At 46.0% G+C, this 20,534-nt stretch carries 18 protein-coding genes; all 18 read left to right on the top strand.

Translation table 11 applies throughout. The features are described from left to right. Nucleotides 1-146: 146 nt before the first annotated feature. Nucleotides 147-956, top strand: a complete 810-nt coding sequence (gene pppA / locus HEN21_RS12070; RefSeq protein WP_176251950.1) for a prepilin peptidase PppA — start codon at nt 147-149, stop codon at nt 954-956. A 65-nt stretch (nt 957-1,021) separates the two neighbouring features. After that, nucleotides 1,022-1,432 carry a type II secretion system pilot lipoprotein GspS-beta gene (gspS2, locus tag HEN21_RS12075; RefSeq protein ID WP_176251951.1) on the top strand — a complete coding sequence of 137 codons (411 nt, stop codon included), beginning with the start codon at nt 1,022-1,024 and terminating at the stop codon, nt 1,430-1,432. Nucleotides 1,433-1,447: 15 nt separating this feature from the next. Beyond that, nucleotides 1,448-2,407 (top strand): type II secretion system protein GspC, encoded by a 960-nt coding sequence (gene gspC, locus HEN21_RS12080; RefSeq protein WP_176251952.1) that lies wholly within the window; start codon nt 1,448-1,450, stop codon nt 2,405-2,407. Between the two features lie 29 nt (nt 2,408-2,436). Continuing rightward, on the top strand, nt 2,437-4,497 hold the full coding sequence (gene gspD / locus HEN21_RS12085) for a type II secretion system secretin GspD (RefSeq protein ID WP_105285761.1): 2,061 nt from the start codon (nt 2,437-2,439) through the stop codon (nt 4,495-4,497). Continuing rightward, nucleotides 4,497-5,990: a type II secretion system ATPase GspE gene (gene gspE / locus HEN21_RS12090; protein WP_176251953.1), complete on the top strand. Its 1,494-nt coding sequence runs from the start codon at nt 4,497-4,499 to the stop codon at nt 5,988-5,990. Before gspD ends, gspE begins: the two co-directional genes overlap by 1 nt. Next, nucleotides 5,990-7,213 carry a type II secretion system inner membrane protein GspF gene (gene gspF, locus HEN21_RS12095; RefSeq protein ID WP_176251954.1) on the top strand — a complete coding sequence of 408 codons (1,224 nt, stop codon included), beginning with the start codon at nt 5,990-5,992 and terminating at the stop codon, nt 7,211-7,213. The genes gspE and gspF overlap by 1 nt, the downstream gene beginning before the upstream one ends. Before the next feature lie 16 nt (nt 7,214-7,229). After that, nucleotides 7,230-7,685: a type II secretion system major pseudopilin GspG gene (gene gspG / locus HEN21_RS12100; protein ID WP_001087292.1), complete on the top strand. Its 456-nt coding sequence runs from the start codon at nt 7,230-7,232 to the stop codon at nt 7,683-7,685. A gap of 3 nt (nt 7,686-7,688) precedes the next feature. Next, nucleotides 7,689-8,252: a type II secretion system minor pseudopilin GspH gene (gene gspH, locus HEN21_RS12105; protein ID WP_176251955.1), complete on the top strand. Its 564-nt coding sequence runs from the start codon at nt 7,689-7,691 to the stop codon at nt 8,250-8,252. Continuing rightward, a complete protein-coding gene (gene gspI / locus HEN21_RS12110; RefSeq protein ID WP_176251956.1) occupies nt 8,249-8,620 on the top strand; it encodes a type II secretion system minor pseudopilin GspI in 372 nt (123 codons plus the stop codon). The genes gspH and gspI overlap by 4 nt, the downstream gene beginning before the upstream one ends. Further along, nucleotides 8,617-9,222 carry a type II secretion system minor pseudopilin GspJ gene (gene gspJ / locus HEN21_RS12115; RefSeq protein ID WP_176251957.1) on the top strand — a complete coding sequence of 202 codons (606 nt, stop codon included), beginning with the start codon at nt 8,617-8,619 and terminating at the stop codon, nt 9,220-9,222. Before gspI ends, gspJ begins: the two co-directional genes overlap by 4 nt. Next, nucleotides 9,219-10,196 carry a type II secretion system minor pseudopilin GspK gene (gene gspK, locus HEN21_RS12120; RefSeq protein ID WP_176251958.1) on the top strand — a complete coding sequence of 326 codons (978 nt, stop codon included), beginning with the start codon at nt 9,219-9,221 and terminating at the stop codon, nt 10,194-10,196. Before gspJ ends, gspK begins: the two co-directional genes overlap by 4 nt. Further along, a complete protein-coding gene (gene gspL, locus HEN21_RS12125) occupies nt 10,193-11,371 on the top strand; it encodes a type II secretion system protein GspL (protein WP_176251959.1) in 1,179 nt (392 codons plus the stop codon). Before gspK ends, gspL begins: the two co-directional genes overlap by 4 nt. A gap of 1 nt (nt 11,372) precedes the next feature. Continuing rightward, nucleotides 11,373-11,909: a GspM family type II secretion system protein YghD gene (yghD, locus tag HEN21_RS12130; RefSeq protein ID WP_176251960.1), complete on the top strand. Its 537-nt coding sequence runs from the start codon at nt 11,373-11,375 to the stop codon at nt 11,907-11,909. 1,144 nt (nt 11,910-13,053) lie between these two features. Next, nucleotides 13,054-13,830 (top strand): ABC transporter permease, encoded by a 777-nt coding sequence (locus HEN21_RS12135; RefSeq protein WP_176251961.1) that lies wholly within the window; start codon nt 13,054-13,056, stop codon nt 13,828-13,830. Beyond that, nucleotides 13,827-14,483 carry an ABC transporter ATP-binding protein gene (locus HEN21_RS12140; protein WP_176251962.1) on the top strand — a complete coding sequence of 219 codons (657 nt, stop codon included), beginning with the start codon at nt 13,827-13,829 and terminating at the stop codon, nt 14,481-14,483. The genes HEN21_RS12135 and HEN21_RS12140 overlap by 4 nt, the downstream gene beginning before the upstream one ends. 237 nt (nt 14,484-14,720) lie before the next feature. Beyond that, the gene (locus HEN21_RS12145) at nt 14,721-18,044 is read left to right on the top strand and encodes a CDP-glycerol glycerophosphotransferase family protein (RefSeq protein ID WP_183082915.1); all 3,324 of its coding nucleotides are present in this window, start codon (nt 14,721-14,723) and stop codon (nt 18,042-18,044) included. Nucleotides 18,045-18,144: 100 nt separating this feature from the next. Further along, nucleotides 18,145-19,518, top strand: coding sequence for a bifunctional cytidylyltransferase/SDR family oxidoreductase (locus HEN21_RS12150; protein ID WP_176252656.1), 1,374 nt, complete (start codon nt 18,145-18,147; stop codon nt 19,516-19,518). A gap of 16 nt (nt 19,519-19,534) precedes the next feature. Beyond that, the coding region (locus HEN21_RS12155) for a hypothetical protein (protein WP_183082916.1) at nt 19,535-20,534 on the top strand (1,000 nt) is incomplete at its 3' end.

A 20,534-nucleotide genomic window follows, 5' to 3' on the forward strand; every position in this document is an offset into this window, starting at 1 on the left:
GGCGCATCGGGTTAACACATATGCCCGATGCGCCAACTTATCGGAGCTACAGGGAAAGCCGCAATTACTTGCGTTGGCAGATACCTGTAGGCCGGATAAGGCGTTTTACGCCGCATCCGGCAAGTTACAACACATAACCTTTAACCATGCATTTTGATGTTTTTCAGCAATATCCAGCGGTGATGCCCATCCTGGCAACCGTTGGTGGATTAATCATCGGCAGTTTTTTGAATGTGGTGATTTGGCGTTACCCCATCATGCTTCGCCAACAAATGGCGGAGTTTCAGGGTGAAACGCCGAGTGCGCAGTCAAAAATAAGCCTGGCGCTGCCACGTTCGCACTGTCCGCATTGTCAGCAGACCATCCGCGTTCGTGACAACATTCCGCTGCTCTCTTGGCTGATGCTCAAAGGGCGCTGCCGTGACTGTCAGGCGAAAATCAGCAAGCGTTATCCGCTGGTGGAGTTATTGACGGCACTCGCTTTTTTGCTGGCGAGTCTGGTCTGGCCGGAAAGTGGATGGGGGCTGGCGGTGATGATATTATCCGCCTGGCTGATTGCCGCGAGTGTCATCGACCTCGATAACCAATGGCTGCCCGATGTCTTTACTCAGGGCGTATTGTGGACGGGGCTGATTGCGGCATGGGCGCAGCAGAGTCCGTTAACGCTACAAGACGCAGTCACCGGCGTACTGGTGGGGTTTATCACTTTTTACTCGCTGCGCTGGATAGCCGGAATAGTTCTGCGTAAAGAAGCATTAGGCATGGGCGATGTATTACTCTTCGCCGCTTTAGGTGGCTGGGTGGGGGCGTTGTCGCTGCCCAATGTTGCTTTAATCGCCTCATGCTGCGGCCTGATATATGCCGTTATTACAAAAAGAGGATCAACCACACTGCCTTTTGGACCGTGTTTAAGTCTGGGCGGTATAGCAACACTTTATCTACAGGCATTGTTTTAATGATAACCACGTCATTATCGAAGTGACATTTTTACTCTTATTAATAACCTTAGAGATTATTTACCATGTCGATAAAACAAATGCCAGGGAGGGTATTAATATCGCTATTGTTGAGCGTTACAGGATTATTAAGTGGCTGCGCCAGCCATAATGAAAACGCCAGTTTACTGGCGAAAAAACAGGCGCAAAATATCAGTCAAAACCTGCCAATTAAATCTGCGGGATATACCTTAGTGCTGGCGCAAAGTAGCGGTGCGACGGTAAAAATGACCATTATCAGCGAAGCGGGTACTCAAACCACGCAAACGCCTGACGCCTTTTTAAACAGCTATCAACGACAAATGTGCGCTGACCCGACGGTGAAATTAATGATCACTGAGGGAATTAATTACAGCATAACGATTAATGATACACGTACAGGTAACCAGTATCAGCGGAAACTGGATCGTACCACCTGTGGAATAGTCAAAGCATAATGTCGGGTATATAAATTGGCGCGGGTTGTTTTTCGTGACGCACGAATTTATCTCATTCAGTGGCTGACTAAAATTCGTCACACTCTTAGCCAGAGACAATCTCTTAATACAGACAAAGAGCATCTGCGAAAAATTGTACGCGCGATGTTCTGGCTGGTGCTGCTTATTATTTCTGCAAAAATGGCGTATTCACTCTGGCGCTATATCTCCTTTTCTGCGGAATATACGGCGGTTTCCCCATCGGCGAATAAACCGGCACGTGCGGATGCAAAAACGTTCGATAAAAAAGACGTGCAATTAATCAGCCAGCAAAACTGGTTTGGCAAATATCAGCCCGTCGCCGCGCCGGTAAAACAACCCGAACCAGCGCCGGTGGCAGAAACGCGTCTTAACGTGGTGCTGCGCGGGATCGCCTTTGGTGCCAGACCCGGTGCGGTTATTGAAGAAGGCGGCAAACAGCAGGTCTATTTGCAGGGTGAAACGCTTGGCTCTCACAACGCGGTGATTGAGGAAATCAACCGCGACCATGTGATGCTGCGCTATCAGGGAAAAATAGAGCGCCTCAGTCTGGCAGAAGAGGAGCGTTCCACCGTTGCCGTGACCAACAAAAAAGCTGTCAGTGACGAAGAAAAGCCAGCTGTTGCTGAACCTGCTGTCAGTGCGCCAGTTGAGATCCCGGCTGCCGTGCGTCAGGCGCTGGCGAAAGATCCGCAGAAAATTTTTAACTATATCCAGCTTACGCCCGTGCGTAAGGAGGGGATTGTCGGTTATGCAGTGAAACCGGGGGCAGATCGTTCTCTGTTCGATGCCAGCGGTTTCAAGGAAGGCGATATCGCCATTGCGTTAAATCAGCAGGATTTTACTGATCCACGAGCAATGATTGCTCTGATGCGGCAGTTACCTTCAATGGATTCCATTCAACTTACGGTTTTACGCAAGGGTGCGCGCTACGACATTTCCATCGCGCTGCGCTAACCGCATTTAATCCAGGAGAATCATTCATCGTGTTTTGGCGTGATATTACGTTGTCGGTCTGGCGTAAGAAGACAACTGGCCTCAAAACAAAAAAGCGTTTACTGCCGCTGGTGCTGGCAGCGGCATTATGTAGTTCACCGGTCTGGGCGGAAGAAGCCACCTTTACCGCCAATTTTAAAGATACCGACCTGAAATCGTTCATCGAAACCGTCGGCGCTAACCTTAATAAAACCATCATTATGGGGCCGGGCGTGCAGGGGAAAGTGAGTATTCGTACCATGACCCCGCTCAATGAACGCCAGTATTACCAGCTATTCCTTAACCTGCTGGAAGCGCAGGGGTATGCCGTCGTACCGATGGAAAACGATGTGCTGAAGGTGGTGAAATCCAGCGCCGCGAAAGTCGAGCCGCTGCCGCTGGTCGGTGAAGGCAGCGACAACTACGCGGGCGATGAAATGGTCACCAAAGTAGTGCCGGTACGTAATGTGTCGGTCCGCGAACTGGCACCGATTTTGCGCCAGATGATCGACAGCGCAGGCTCAGGCAACGTTGTTAATTACGATCCCTCCAACGTGATTATGCTTACCGGACGCGCCTCGGTTGTGGAACGGCTGACGGAAGTGATCCAGCGCGTGGATCACGCGGGAAATCGCACTGAAGAGGTGATCCCGCTGGATAACGCCTCGGCTTCGGAAATTGCCCGCGTGCTGGAAAGCCTGACCAAAAACAGCGGCGAGAACCAGCCAGCGACGCTGAAATCACAGATTGTCGCCGATGAACGCACCAACAGCGTGATTATCAGCGGCGATCCCGCCACGCGGGATAAAATGCGCCGCCTGATCCGTCGTCTGGACTCAGAAATGGAGCGCAGCGGCAACAGCCAGGTGTTCTATCTCAAATACAGCAAAGCCGAAGATCTGGTCGATGTTCTGAAACAGGTCAGCGGCACGCTCACCGCCGCTAAAGAAGAGGCGGAAGGCACGGTCGGTAGCGGGCGTGAGGTTGTCTCCATCGCCGCCAGTAAACACAGTAATGCCCTGATTGTTACCGCGCCGCAGGACATCATGCAGTCGCTGCAAAGCGTGATTGAACAACTGGATATTCGCCGTGCTCAGGTGCATGTCGAGGCGTTGATCGTGGAAGTTGCCGAAGGCAGCAATATCAACTTCGGTGTGCAGTGGGCGTCGAAAGATGCCGGATTAATGCAGTTTGCCAACGGCACGCAGATCCCTATCGGCACGCTGGGGGCGGCGATTTCTCAGGCGAAACCGCAGAAAGGCTCCACGGTGATCAGCGAAAACGGTGCCACCACCATTAACCCGGATACCAACGGCGATCTCTCCACGCTCGCCCAGCTACTTTCCGGCTTTAGCGGTACGGCGGTTGGCGTGGTGAAAGGCGACTGGATGGCGCTGGTACAGGCGGTTAAAAATGACTCCAGCTCGAACGTCCTCTCCACGCCGAGCATCACCACGCTGGACAACCAGGAAGCCTTCTTCATGGTGGGGCAGGATGTTCCGGTATTAACCGGATCTACCGTTGGCTCCAATAACAGCAATCCTTTCAACACCGTAGAGAGGAAAAAAGTCGGCATCATGCTGAAAGTTACGCCGCAGATTAACGAAGGTAACGCGGTACAGATGGTGATTGAGCAGGAAGTCTCGAAGGTGGAAGGACAGACCAGCCTCGACGTGGTGTTTGGTGAGCGCAAACTGAAAACCACCGTGCTGGCTAACGATGGTGAGCTGATCGTGCTTGGCGGTCTGATGGACGACCAGGCGGGAGAAAGTGTGGCGAAAGTGCCGTTGCTTGGCGATATCCCATTGATTGGTAACTTGTTTAAATCGACGGCAGATAAAAAAGAAAAACGTAACCTGATGGTGTTTATCCGCCCGACCATTCTGCGTGACGGTATGGCGGCAGACGGCGTGTCGCAGCGCAAATATAACTATATGCGCGCCGAGCAGATCTATCGCGATGAGCAAGGCTTAAGCCTGATGCCGCACACCGCGCAGCCGGTACTGCCAGCGCAAAACCAGACCTTACCGCCGGAAGTACGCGCGTTCCTCAATGCCGGGAGAACGCGTTAATGGTGCCTGCAGCACAGGAAACCACCGCTAACACCGTGCGTCTGCCCTACAGTTTCAGCCGCCGGTTTAGCCTGGTGGCATGGTGCGAAGCGTCGCTGGAGATCCTCCATGTGCATCCGCTGTCGCTCTCTGTTTTGCAGGAGCTACAGCGGGGGCTGAACACACCCTTTACGCTGCGGCAAATCGATGAGGCCGAATTTGAACAGCGGCTGAATGCGGTCTGGCAGCGGGACTCTTCCGAGGCTCGCCAGCTGATGGAAGATCTCGGTTCTGCCGAGGACTTTTTTACCCTCGCAGAAGAGCTGCCGGAAACGGAAGATCTGCTGGAAAGTGACGACGATGCGCCGATCATCAAACTGATCAACGCCATGCTGGCAGAGGCGATTAAAGAAGGCGCTTCGGATATCCACATCGAGACGTTTGAAAAGAGTCTGGTGATCCGTTTTCGTGTTGACGGCACATTACATGAAATGCTGCGTCCGGGGCGCAAACTGGCCTCGCTGCTGGTATCGCGTATTAAGGTGATGGCACGGCTGGACATTGCCGAAAAGCGCGTGCCGCAGGATGGACGTATTGCGCTGCTGCTGGGCGGTCGGGCGATTGACGTGCGTGTTTCCACCATGCCTTCCGCCTGGGGCGAGCGCGTGGTGCTGCGACTGCTGGACAAAAACCAGGCTCGCCTGACGCTGGAACGTTTGGGTTTAAGTCACGAACTGACCGCGCAGTTGCGCCAGCTACTGCACAAACCCCACGGCATTTTTCTGGTGACGGGGCCGACAGGTTCCGGCAAAAGCACCACGCTGTACGCCGGATTGCAGGAGCTGAACAACCACTCGCGCAACATTCTCACGGTTGAAGACCCCATCGAATACATGATTGAAGGGATAGGTCAGACGCAGGTCAACACCCGCGTCGGCATGACCTTCGCCCGTGGCCTGCGCGCGATTTTGCGCCAGGACCCGGATGTGGTGATGGTCGGTGAAATCCGCGATACCGAAACCGCAGAAATCGCTGTTCAGGCGTCGCTCACTGGGCACCTGGTACTTTCCACGCTGCATACCAACACGGCGGTGGGGGCGATTACGCGTTTGCAGGATATGGGCGTGGAGCCTTTCCTGCTCTCTTCCAGTCTGACGGGCGTGATGGCGCAGCGACTGGTTCGCACGCTGTGTACCGACTGCCGCCAGCCCGCGCCTGCCACCGACGAAGAAAAACGCCTGCTGGGGATTACCGATGCGCGAACCGTCACGCTGTACCATCCGCAGGGCTGTCCCGCCTGTAATCACAAAGGCTTTCGCGGACGTACTGCCATCCATGAGCTGATCGTGGTGGATGCCACATTGCGTGATTTGATCCACCGTCAGGCCGGGGAACTGGAGCTGGAACGTTATGTCCGGCAACACTCTGCGGGTATCCGCAGCAACGGCATCGAGAAAGTGCTCGCCGGAGAAACCTCTCTCGATGAAGTTCTGCGGGTAACCATGGAGGCGTAATGGCACTGTTTTACTATCAGGCGCTGGAACGTAATGGTCGCAAAACCAAAGGCATGATTGAGGCGGATTCCGCGCGTCATGCCCGCCAGTTGTTGCGCGGTAAAGAGCTCATTCCCGTGCACATTGAAGCCCGGATGAATGCTTCGGCAGGGGGAATGTTGCAGCGTCGGCGGCACGCACATCGTCGCGTGGCGGCGGCAGATCTGGCGCTGTTCACCCGCCAACTGGCAACGTTAGTACAGGCAGCAATGCCGCTGGAAACCTGCTTACAGGCGGTCAGTGAGCAAAGTGAAAAACTGCATGTGAAAAGTCTCGGAATGGCGCTGCGCAGCCGGATTCAGGAAGGTTATACCCTGTCGGACAGCCTGCGTGAACATCCCCGCGTCTTTGATTCCCTGTTTTGTTCGATGGTGGCTGCCGGAGAAAAATCCGGGTATCTCGACGTGGTGCTCAATCGTCTGGCGGATTACACCGAACAGCGACAGCGCCTGAAATCACGACTGTTGCAGGCCATGCTCTACCCGTTGGTATTGCTGGTGGTGGCAACGGGCGTGGTTACTATTTTGCTGACGGCGGTAGTGCCGAAAATTATCGAACAGTTTGATCATCTCGGACACGCGTTGCCCGCTTCCACCCGCGCGCTTATCGCCATGAGCGACGCGTTACAGGCCAGCGGCGTTTACTGGCTGGCAGGTTTGCTGGGGCTTCTGGTGCTGGGGCAACGGTTACTCAAAAATCCTGCTATGCGCCTGCGCTGGGATAAAACCTTGCTGCGCCTGCCCGTGACGGGGCGTGTTGCGCGCGGGCTGAATACGGCGCGTTTTTCCCGCACGTTAAGCATCCTCACCGCCAGCAGTGTTCCGCTGCTGGAAGGCATTCAGACCGCTGCCGCCGTGTCGGCAAATCGCTATGTCGAGCAACAACTGCTGCTGGCGGCAGATCGCGTCCGCGAAGGAAGCAGTCTGCGCGCCGCGCTGGCGGAGCTTCGCCTGTTCCCACCGATGATGCTGTACATGATCGCCTCCGGTGAACAGAGCGGCGAGCTGGAAACCATGCTTGAACAGGCCGCAGTCAACCAGGAGCGGGAATTTGATACCCAGGTAGGACTGGCGTTAGGGCTGTTTGAACCGGCACTGGTGGTGATGATGGCGGGCGTGGTGCTGTTTATCGTCATCGCCATCCTTGAGCCGATGCTGCAACTGAACAATATGGTTGGAATGTAATTTACGGAGTTATCACATGAATTCATTATCCCGCACACAAAAACCACGGGCAGGTTTTACCCTGCTGGAAGTGATGGTGGTGATTGTTATTCTTGGCGTTCTGGCAAGTCTGGTGGTGCCTAACCTGTTGGGCAACAAAGAGAAAGCGGATCGGCAAAAAGCCATCAGCGATATCGTGGCACTGGAAAACGCGCTGGATATGTACCGACTGGATAACGGGCGTTATCCGACCACCGAGCAGGGGCTTGAGGCGCTGATCCAGCAACCGGCCAATATGGCGGATTCCCGCAACTACCGTCCAGGTGGATACATTAAACGACTGCCAAAAGATCCGTGGGGCAATGATTATCAGTATCTCAGCCCCGGTGAAAAAGGGATGTTTGATGTTTACACCTTAGGGGCGGATGGTCAGGAAAACGGAGAAGGCGCTGGCGCAGATATCGGTAACTGGAATTTGCAGGAGTTTCAGTAATCAGTGCCTGAACGCGGATTCACTCTTCTGGAAATCATGCTGGTGATTTTCCTTATCGGCCTTGCCAGTGTGGGCGTGGTACAGACTTTTGCGACCGATTCTGAATCGCCCGCGAAAAAAGCGGCGCAGGATTTTCTGACTCGCTTTGCGCAGTTTAAGGACAGGGCGGTGATCGAAGGACAGACACTCGGTGTGTTAATCGACCCGCCTGGCTACCAGTTTATGCAGCGTCGTCAGGGGCAGTGGTTGCCCGTTTCTGCGACCCGGTTATCGGCACAGGTTACGGTGCCGAAACAGGTGCAGATGCTGTTACAACCCGGAAGTGATATCTGGCAGAAGGAATATGCGCTGGAGCTGCAACGTCGTCGCCTGACGCTGCACGATATTGAACTGGAGCTGCAAAAAGAGGCGAAAAAGAAGACGCCGCAGATCCGTTTTTCGCCTTTTGAACCCGCCACGCCGTTTACGCTGCGATTCTATTCGGCGGCGCAAAACGCATGTTGGGCGGTAAAGCTGGCGCACGATGGCGCGTTATCCCTCAATCAATGTGATGAGAGGATGCCATGAAGCGCGGATTTACGTTGCTGGAAGTGATGCTCGCGCTGGCGATTTTTGCGCTGGCTGCCACGGCGGTACTACAAATTGCCAGCGGTGCGCTGAGTAATCAGCAAGTTCTTGAGGAGAAAACGGTAGCTGGCTGGGTAGCTGAAAACCAGACCGCTCTACTTTACCTGATGACCCGCGAACAACGGGCGGTCAGGCATCAGGGCGAGAGCGATATGGCAGGAAGCCGCTGGTACTGGCGAACCACACCGCTGAATACAGGTAACGCGCTGCTTCAGGCGGTGGATATTGAAGTCAGCCGTCACGAAGACTTTTCGTCGGTGGTTCAGTCACGACGCGCCTGGTTCAGCGCCGTGGGAGGCCAGCAATGAAAAAGACTCGCGCTGGTTTCACGTTACTGGAAATGCTGGTGGCAATCGCCATTTTTGCCTCGCTGGCACTGATGGCGCAGCAGGTGACAAACGGCGTTACGCGCGTGAATAGCGCCGTCGCCGAACACGATCAAAAACTAAACCTCATGCAGCAAACGATGAGTTTTCTGACCCACGATCTGACACAAATGGTGCCACGCCCGGTAAGAGGCGAGCAGGGGCAGCGGGAACCGGCGTTACTGGTTGGCGCTGGCGTGCTGGCGTCTGAGAGTGAAGGGATGCGCTTTGTACGTGGCGGTGTGGTTAATCCGTTGATGCGCCTGCCGCGCAGTAATCTGCTTACCGTTGGTTACCGCATTCATGACGGTTATCTCGAACGGTTAGCCTGGCCGCTGACCGATGCAGCAGGCATCGTGAAGCCAACAACGCAAAAATTAATCCCGGCGGATTCGCTCCGTTTGCAATTCTACGACGGCACACGCTGGCAGGAGAGTTGGTCGTCAGGGCAGGCGATCCCTGTGGCGGTGCGCATGACTCTGCATTCGCCGCAATGGGGCGAGATTGAACGCATCTGGTTGTTACGCGGGCCGCAATTATCATGATCACCTCACCACCAAAACGCGGAATGGCACTGGTCGTGGTGCTGATATTGCTGGCGGTCATAATGCTGGTAACCATCACGCTTTCCGGGCGGATGCAACAACAACTTGGGCGAACGCGCAGCCAGCAGGAGTACCAGCAGGCGCTGTGGTACAGCGCCAGTGCAGAAAGCCTGGCGCTGAGCGCGCTCAGTCTGAGCCTGAAAAATGAACAACGCGTGCATCTGGCGCAGCCGTGGGCATCCGGCCCTCGTTTTTTTCCTCTGCCGCAGGGGCAAATTGCCGTCACCCTGCGTGACGCACAGGCCTGCTTTAACCTGAATGCTCTCGCTCAGCCGACGACGGCGTCGCGTCCTATCGCGGTACAACAGTTGATTGCCCTGATCTCGCGCCTGGATGTGCCTGCTTATCGAGCTGAACTGATAGCCGAAAGCCTGTGGGAGTTTATTGACGAAGATCGCAGCGTGCAGACGCGTCTGGGGCGTGAAGACAGCGAGTATCTCGCCCGCTCGGTGCCGTTCTATGCCGCGAATCAACCGCTGGCCGATATCAGCGAAATGCGCGTGGTGCAGGGAATGGACGCCGGACTCTATCAAAAACTGAAACCGCTGGTTTGTGCGCTGCCGATGACCCGCCAGCAAATCAACATCAACACCTTAGACGTCACGCAAAGCGTAATTCTTGAGGCGCTGTTTGACCCGTGGTTAAGCCCTGTTCAGGCGCGGGCGTTACTACAACAACGTCCGGCAAAGGGTTGGGAAGATGTCGATCAGTTTCTTGCACAGCCGCTACTTGCTGACGTCGATGAGCGTACTAAAAAACAGCTAAAAACCGTCCTGAGCGTGGACAGCAATTACTTCTGGCTGCGTTCGGATATCACCGTGAATGAGATTGAACTGACGATGAACTCGTTAATTGTCCGCATGGGGCCACAACACTTTTCGGTTCTCTGGCATCAGACAGGAGAAAGTGAGTGAGTTCCATGCTTGAGATTTTTTTCCCGCTTTGCGCCACCGACCCCATCCGCTGGCAGCGCCGTACACCCGACGTGGAGTGCGGTATCTGGCCTGACGTCGACAACGAACAGCTTCAGCAATGGCTGCAAACCGATGCGATTCGACTCTACATTCCCGGCGAATGGATCAGCGTCTGGCAGGTTGAACTGCCTGATGTCCTCCGTAAGCAGATACCGACTATTCTGCCCGCCTTACTGGAAGAAGAGCTGAACCAGGATATCGATGAACTGCATTTCGCCCCGTTGAAAATCGACCAGCAACTGGCAACCGTGGCAGTGATTCACCAGCAGCATATGCGCAACATTGCGCAGTGGTTGCAGGAAAACGGCATCACCCGCGCTACCGTCGCGCCGGACTGGATGTCCATTCCTTGTGGATTTATGGCTGGCGATGCGCAACGGGTTATCTGCCGCATCGATGAATGTCGGGGATGGAGCGCCGGGCGGGCGCTGGCTCCGGTTATGTTCCGCGCACAGCTCAATGAGCAGGATTTACCGCTTTCGCTAACTGTGGTCGGCATTGAACCAGAAGAGCTATCTGCATGGGCTGAGGCAGACGCCGAACGCCTGACAGTGACGGCTCTGCCAGCTATTACCACTTATGGAGAACCGGAAGGAAACCTGCTAACTGGACCATGGCAGCCTCGCGTCAGCTACCGAAAACAGTGGGCGCGCTGGCGGGTGATGGCTCTGCCGGTATTGCTGATTCTGGTTGCGCTGGCAGTGGAACGGGGTGTGACGTTATGGAGCGTCAGTGAACAGGTGGCGCAAAGCCGCGCCCAGGCGGAAAAACAGTTCTTAACGTTGTTCCCGGAGCAGAAGCGGATTGTGAATTTACGCTCTCAGGTGACGATGGCGCTGAAAAAATATCGCCCGCAGGCCGACGATACCAGGCTGCTCGCAGAGTTGTCAGCGATTGCCAGCACCCTGAAAACGGCGTCACTTTCCGACATCGAGATGCGTGGTTTCACCTTTGATCAAAAACGCCAGACGCTCCACCTTCAGTTGCGGGCAGCAAACTTTGCCAGTTTCGACAAACTGCGTAGCGCACTGGCGGCAGATTATGTTGTGCAACAGGACGCGTTACAGAAAGAGGGTGATGCGGTTTCCGGCGGCGTAACGTTGCGGAGGAAATAACATGTTACGCGATAAATTTATTCACTATTTTCAGCAATGGCGTGAACGCCAGTTAAGCCGTGGCGAACACTGGCTGGCACAACACCTGGCGGGGCGTTCGCCGCGTGAAAAAGGCATGTTACTGGCAGCGGCGGTATTTCTGTTTAGCGCCGGATATTACGTCCTCATCTGGCAGCCTTTGAGCGAACGGATTGAGCAACAGGAGACGGTGTTGCAGCAGCTGGTGGCGATGAACGCGCGACTGAAGAGCGCCGCGCCGGATATTATCGCAGCGCGAAAATCCGCCACAACAACGCCTGCGCAGGTATCGCGGGTCATCAGTGACAGTGCTTCGGCGCATTCAGTGGTCATTAAGCGGATAGCCGAGCGCGGGGAGAATATCCAGGTCTGGATAGATCCTGTGGTGTTTAATGACCTGCTGAACTGGTTAAACGCGCTGGATGAAAAGTATGCGCTGCGGGTGACACAAATTGATGTCAGCGCAGGTGAGAAGCCAGGGATGGTGAATGTGCAGCGACTGGAGTTGATAAGAGGATAAGTGTTCCAGTAAATTTCCTGTGAAATTAAACCCGAAAGGTGAGTGTATAATCTTCTTATCCACTCACCGAATTGAATATTTTTGCAATAAGAAATATCCCATTCCCGTCATCACTGAATGTTCTGCAAAACAACAGATACGAGTTCTCTCCTGAAGCAGCCCTGCATCCTATAAATATGCTTAAGTGTGGCAATACATCATGATCATTAATAGATGTAATAAATCATTGCGTGGCAATTGATAGGTCAAAACATATAGGATAATTCTTGTGTGATCTGTATTTTGTGTAGCCTGGAAATTACTAAAATTCCTGGAGACAATCAGAAAGGAAATTTTAAGTAAGCAAAATAATTTCCACAGAAACTATCCGTCGATTTGAAACAATGTCTGCTCAGGTATATCTACTGAGGGATAGTGCTGGCTGTAACGCTGGTTAAAATAAACGCGATAAATAATCAAGACATATATTTTAATCGACAACAATAATTGCTGCCGGAATTATTCCTGCGACTTAAATAACATTGTTTAAATGTGACGAATATCACAAATATGACCGCAAAGAGGGGGCTGAAGATATAAATAAGAAGTACATGAGTGAATTTTAAATAGGGAAATAGTTTCTCGGTAAACAATTGATTGGTAATAAATTCGTGCGTTCTGGTGTAAAACAGATTGCAGGTGTTGCTACGCATAAAATTTATAGGTGGTGTTATAATCCAGTAGTTAACAGTAAAAGCAAAAATAATTTCTTGTGAAATTAACAACTCATTTTGAATAAGTGCGTTCCGGAGTAATCCAGAATGCATGGTGCTTTACGTCTTTTTTACCCATAAAGGCTAAGCAAAAAGAGTTACGCATAATTTCCTGAGAAATTAACTCTACATTCTAAAACGGCCAGTTTTCTGAAATGACCAGAAGACCGAATACATTCATGCCTGAAGAATGGATTAGAAGAAATAAGACGGAAATAGAACAATTTATCCCTGCAGAAATAATTTCTGCTGAAATTGTTTGCTGCTATTAAAAAAGCCAAACCGTCTGAACGTATTTTATCCAATTACAAACAAGTATTACCTCCAGTGTATTGGTAGCTGTTAAGCCAAGGGCGGTAGCGTACCTGAAGAGATTAGGATCACATCATCAAATGGCAAGAAGTGGATTTGAAGTCCAGAAAGTCACCGTAGAGGCATTATTTCTACGAGAAATACGAACACGTTTTGGTAAGTTTCGTCTGGGGTATTTGTGGGCGATTCTCGAACCCTCTGCGCATTTGCTGATACTGTTGGGCATTTTTGGTTACATTATGCACCGCACGATGCCAGACATCTCGTTCCCGGTGTTTTTACTTAATGGCCTGATTCCCTTTTTTATCTTTAGCAGTATCAGCAAACGTTCTGTCGGTGCTATTGAAGCGAACCAGGGGTTGTTTAATTATCGTCCAGTAAAACCCATCGATACGATCATTGCGCGCGCCCTGCTTGAGACGCTGATTTACGTTGCTGTTTATATTCTGCTTATGCTCATTGTCAGGATGGCAGGCGAATATTTCGAGATAACAAATTTTTTACAACTTGTGGCTACCTGGAGTCTGCTGATCATATTTTCATGCAGCATTGGCTTAATATTCATGGTCGTTGGTAAAACCTTCCCCGAAATGCAAAAGGTTCTGCCGATACTTCTTAAGCCTCTTTATTTCATCTCCTGCATCATGTTCCCTCTGCACTCAATTCCTAAGCAATATTGGTCTTATCTTCTCTGGAACCCATTAGTACATGTGGTGGAGTTAAGTCGTGAGGCCGTTATGCCTGGCTATATTAGCGAAGGCGTGAGTCTGAACTACCTGGCAATGTTTACATTGATAACCCTGTTCATTGGTCTGGCGTTATACCGAACTCGTGAGGAGGCAATGCTGACATCATGATTAAGATTGAGAATTTGACGAAGTCATATCGTACGCCAACGGGGCGACACTATGTGTTTAAGGATTTAAACATCGAAATCCCTTCAGGAAAAAGCGTTGCCTTTATTGGTCGTAATGGTGCAGGTAAATCAACGTTACTGAGAATGATTGGTGGCATTGACCGCCCCGATAGCGGAAAGATCATCACCAATAAAACGATATCATGGCCAGTCGGCCTCGCCGGTGGATTTCAGGGAAGTTTAACCGGACGCGAAAACGTAAAATTTGTTGCGCGGTTATACGCGAAGCAAGAAGAACTGAAAGAGAAAATTGAGTTTGTCGAAGAATTTGCTGAACTCGGCAAGTACTTTGATATGCCGATCAAAACTTACTCATCTGGTATGCGATCTCGCCTGGGCTTTGGTTTAAGCATGGCATTTAAGTTTGATTATTATATCGTCGATGAAGTAACCGCAGTCGGTGATGCCAGGTTTAAAGAAAAGTGCGCTCACTTATTTAAAGAAAGGCATAAAGAGTCTAGCTTTTTGATGGTTTCACATAGCTTGAATTCATTGAAAGAGTTTTGTGATGTGGCCATTGTGTTTAAAGACGATAATGCGGTTGGGTTTTTTGAGGATGTTCAGGAGGGGATAGAGGAGTATAAAAAAGAATAAAGGTTATACAACAATCAACCTAAATAGACCTTTAATTACTGTATGTTATTAAAATAAATATTTTTCCTTTTATATGATGCGTACATAATCCAGACTTAAATAAATAAGAGAATAGGCTATAAGTCATGATTTGAATTATAAACTCCACTATAAATATTCACACTTTTAGTTAAATGTAATATTACCACAATTATGTGGTGTTTATCATAAGTAAAAAATCCAGAGAGCGTTTTATAAATGCAAGACATTAACTATGTAATTAATAATTACACTAAAGATAACATCTGGTTGTTTAATAGTGCTGGTCTATTTACAGGGAATGTGAAATATTTATTTATATATATTTCAAACTATCGACCTGATATTTTTGCTTGTTATATCAGTGGTGATCAGAAAAATGTCGACTATATTAAATCGTTAGGTTTTAATGCATGTCATTTTAAATCAAAAGAAGGTTCTCAATTATTAAATGCTGCTGGTGTTTATGTAAATGAGCATTGTAAGGAAATATACCCAAAAGAGTTATTAAATACTAAAATATTAAATTTGTATCATGGTGTTGGATTAAAGCAAATAGAGAAGAAGGCTGATAGAGAATATTTATATCAAAGAATCGCCAAAAAGCACATAACATATAATGAGCAATTCAGCAATAATATGTGTTTTTTGGTAACGTCTCCATTTATGGAGAAACATTTTAAAGAACAGCTGGATTTAACTGATGACCAAATTATAAGAGGTGGTTACCCGCGTTGCATTTATCAATCATTATACGAGCCTGTAGTTACTTATAATCATGATATTATTTTTCAGGCTGGGTTGCCTAAAGATACGAAGCTAGCATTGTACGCGCCGACATTTAGAGAGAAAAATCCTAAGAATTTCCTCTATTTGGCGATTAAGGATATAAATGTTTTATCTAAAACACTAGAGAAAAATAATTTATGCCTAATTATTAAATTGCATCCTGAAATATCTAATGATTTTTATTTTAAAACACTTCAAAAACAGGTTGGTCAATATAGAAATATTATTTTCTGGGATAATAAGAATGATATATATGAAATTTTCAATAAAATTGATTTGGCAATAATAGATTATTCGTCAATTTATTATGATTTGGTATCTGCAGGTGTTAAAAATTTCATTAGATATATTTTTGACTTTGACGATGAAAAACACATCATGCTTTATGATTATCAATCGCACACATCAGGAAAAGTGTGTCAAAGTTTTGGTGAGTTAATTGATGCTATTGATGAATATCAAACTTATTCTGATAATAATCTTGAAAAAATAAAAGAGTTATTTTGGTCGTATGATGATGAAAATACATTTGAAAATATAATTAATCAAACAAATCAATTTAAAATTGGTAATAAAGGGGTTTTGCCAACGTTTTATAGTTTTGATGTTTTTGATACTCTCATTGGACGTAAATGCTTAATTCCAAAAGGTATTTTTTATAAGGTTATGGAATTAATAAAAGCTTCTGATGAGGGGTTCCCTGAAATCTTCCATACTGATTATGTTAATATCAGAATGCAAGCAGAAGCAAATTGCCGAGAGTTATTGATTAAGACCATTGGACATTATGAAATTAGCTATCGAGACATATTCTCAAGAATACAATCAGTATATAATCTAAATGACTGTCAAATTACTAAGCTAATGGATTGGGAAATACAGACTGAATATGAAAACGTAATTCCCATAGATGAGATGGTGAAAAAAGCCGAGCAACTGGTTAAAGAGAATGAAACGGTTGTATTAATATCGGACATGTATCTACCTAAAGAAGTTATTTCGAATATGCTGGCTCACGTAAGTCCTTTATTAAATAAATTGCCGTTATATCTATCCTCTGAGTATGGTGTGCAAAAAGCAAGCCAGCAGTTGTATCTTAGGGTTTATAAAGACCATTCTCCTTGGCGCTTTAAAGAATGGATTCATTATGGTGATAATGCTACATCAGATGGAACAAAAGCTAAGGAGTTAGGAATAAAATCTCAAATACATAAAATACCGAAGATTAATGCTTATGAAACTGCTTTGATTAATAAAATACGAAATTACGATTCTTATCTTCTGACCAGCCTGTTATCTCGAATGCGCTTTAATAGTATTAATGAAAAAGATTATTTCTGTTACGCACATGTCTCAGGTTATATGGTTCCATATGTTGCTTGGTGTATTAGAAATGCCATTGATAGAGGAATTGAAACATTATATTTTGTGTCGCGAGATGGACATTTTCTTAAAGAAATTGCTGACGCCTATATTAGTTTAAAAAAACTGAATATCAAAACGAAATATTTTTATGGTTCTCGTCGAGCATGGCGTGTTCCTGCAATGATTGAAAGTATTGATGATGAGTTTTTCTCTAATTTTGGTAATTTGGTTGGTGTTGATAATTATGATAAGTTAATTTCTTCATTAAGTATTAGTCATAATTTATTTCAAAAGCTTTTTCCCGAAACTGGGCTCAATAAATCCTCTAAAATTAGCCCTGCAGAACTTGTTGCACTCAGAGAGTTTTTTAGCAAATCCACAAAGTATCATGATTATTTGATTGAGAAGGCTAAAGAAGAGAGAAAGATCGTTATTGATTATATCAAACAAGAAATCAATCCGGATGAAAAATATGCATTCGTAGAATATTGGGCCAGAGGGTATACACAGACATGTTTAAGAAAACTTATAGATAATGCTTTTGATAAGCCTTCCGAATGCGTATTCTATTATTATCGAAGTATTCTCCCATCCATTGATAATGATATTAGAATAAATTATAGCACTAATAATATATCACTCATTCCTGTCGAGGCTATATTTGCTAATTGTCCACATGGTACTGTCACGGGCTATAAGCGAGAATTAAAAAAAGTTGTACCTGTTATTGCTCGAGCTAGGTTTGATGCTGAACTCTATTGGTCTCTAGGTAAGTACTTGAAAAAATTCGTAAACGAATTTTATAGCTTACCCTTCACATCTGATGTAAGCACAATTGAGCGTCACTTCTCAAGCTTTGCTTTTGAATGGTATAGAGATCATCAAGATGATCCGGTATTAGTAAACTCAATGGCTCATTTGTTATACTCTGAAGCATCTCTGGGAGCATTAAGGGAATTTGCACCGGCAATCACTTCAGAATCTTTAGCCTTATTAAAACAAGGAAAACCAGTTGGTGCTTTTACAAGATCTATTAAAATGAGTTTAGCAAGATCAACACCTTCGATAAAAAAAGAATATCAAGAATACCTTAAAAACCCTAAAGCCTTATCTGCTAAACCTAGTAACGCCAAGCAAAAAGTACTACCAACTAATACTTCAAAAGTAAAGACAAAAGAGCCGGCTAAAATTAATCAACATTTAGCAGCACAAAGTTCTGACAGCAGAAAGATAAGACTTCTCAATAAGCTTGAACGAAATCCTGAAATGTTCTTCTCTGATTCAAATAAAAAAATTGTTAGACTTGCTGGCAAAACGGCATTTAATCCAATATTAAAGCCAGTGCTGGGGAATGTAATAATTAAGCTATCTAAGAAGATCATTCATTAATTTTATTTGTTTGTGTATGACACAACATTTTAAATATCATGTTGTGTCATATTTAATGATTCTTATATTTATTGCATTTATAAAATTATATGGTGGAAAAATGAAAAATATTGCTGTTATTCTATCGGGGGGTATGGGGTCAAGATTTGGCGGTACACTTCCGAAACAATTTACAAAATTAGCAGGTAAGGCTGTAATTGAGTACACTGTAGAAGCTTTTGAAAAATCGTTGAATATTGATGAAATTATTATCGTATCTCACCCAAGTTATGTGGACCTAATTTGGAAATTTGTAAAAAAAAATCAATGGAAAAAAGTTACAAAAGTTTTCAATGGTGGGAAAGAGAGATTTGATTCAACCTATTCAGCATTACAAGGTCTTGAGGGAGAAGATAACAATTCTAATATTCTACTTCATGATGCAGTAAGACCATTAATTAATGAATCAATTATTAATAATTGCATTGATGCTTTAAGAAATTTTGAGGCTGTAGATGTTGTGATTCCATCCGCTGATACGCTCGTCGAAGTGTATGACGATGGATGTATTTCTAATATTCCAAACAGGGCTGTAATGCGCCGGGGCCAGACCCCTCAGGCATTTAAATTAGGGACGCTGAAACAGGCCTATCAACGTGCCATCAATGCTCAGCGATTTAGTTTTACTTGTGATTGTGGTGTTGTACGCTCAATGGTACCTGGTGTACGTGTAGCAACTGTGGTTGGTGCTGAATCAAACATGAAAGTTACACACCCAATTGATCTTTTTATTGCTGAGAAGCTTCTTCAGGAAGCAAATAAAATTTCATTTAACCCTGGTGATAATCTTGATTATATTAAAGATAAAAATATAATTATATTTGGTGGAAACAGCGGGATTGGTCTTGAGATAAAGAAAGCAGCTATTTTATTAGGAGCGAATGTTGAAATTGCTAGCCGTAGCTTCAATAATGTTGATATTGTTGATATTGAGTGTGTAAAAAACTATCTTGCTCAAATGGAGAAAAAGTTAGGTTGCATCGATTATATCATTAATACTGCTGGGGTTTTGATAAAAAAACCTATTGATATGTTAACAAATGAAGAAGTTCATACTCTAATAAATATAAATTTTATTGGGGCTGTAAATATAGCGATGGCATCCAAGCAATATTTGAAGAAATCTTCAGGGATGCTACTTAATTTTACTTCAAGTTCATACACGCGTGGCCGTTCATATTATGCTCTTTATTCCTCATCAAAAGCTGCTATTGTAAACTTTACACAAGCAATAGCTGAGGAATGGTCATCTGAAAATATTAAAGTAAACTGTATTAACCCTGAACGAACTGCAACTCCAATGCGTACCATCAACTTTGGCATTGAACCTGCAGAGTTATTATTAGATCCTAGAGATGTTGCCCTGACAAGCCTCAAAGTATTAGGAGCTAATAGCACAGGTCTTATTATAGATGTTAGAAAAGATGGGCGATAAATAAAAGGTATATATTGTGTCTGTTAATAACCTATACTACTTATATATTGATACAAAAATTGAAGGAGCTTTGGAACAGTTAATTCGTTATTTTCAGGCACAAGTATTCAATGTGGAAGATTGCATAAGTGTGTATTGTAAGTACTATAAAGAAATAGAAAAAAAATTCACTGAGAAGTTTAATAAACATAATATTTCATTTAAATTTATTAAGAAAAATTCAGACTTGGTTTTTAATAATGGTAAAATTGTTTTCTATTTATTCAACGCTCAATCAAATTGTCGTATTGTGGCAAATAGAAACCTGATTCACGTTTTTGTTACACATGGTGAAAGCCATAAACTTGCTTCTGTAAAACCGATTATAAGAATTTATGATTACGTAGTTACTTCTGGAGATGTAGGTATTGATAGATATCTTAAGTCCGGAATTTTTACACCATTCGATATCAGAAATGGGAAAGTAATTAAACTAGGAAATACTTTCATTGGGCATAATTATTTTCAGTTTGATGTAAATTCTCGTTCTGCTGTATATGCTCCAACATGGGAGGGGGGAATCCCAGAAGAAAATTATAGTTCGATAAATAATGAAACCACACATAAGATAATAAAATTTTGTAAAATCAAAAAAATAAATATTCTTTATATACAAGCACATCCAAACATAGGTCATCGAGATCATAAATACAAAGCCATTCTTAATGAGAGTATTAGGCTTTTCACGAAAGCTGGTTTAATTGTTTATAAAATAACAAATGGATTCATTGAAGGAACTCGATTCCCCCTAATTAAATTACGAAGAAAGATAACTAATAATATAAAAGTATCATATGCATTAACAGATATATCAGCAATGGAAGTTCAGTTTCACTCTCGTAAAATACCATGCGGCGTTATAGTCAATGGTAATTGTAAAGAAAATATTTTTATTCCTAAAAAGCTATTATCTTATTATAAACATAATTTATTTCACATTAATGATGACATATTAAATATTGAGTCTTGTCCTGAAT

This window comes from Escherichia sp. 93.1518 (assembly GCF_013368915.2).
GTDB lineage: Bacteria > Pseudomonadota > Gammaproteobacteria > Enterobacterales > Enterobacteriaceae > Escherichia > Escherichia ruysiae.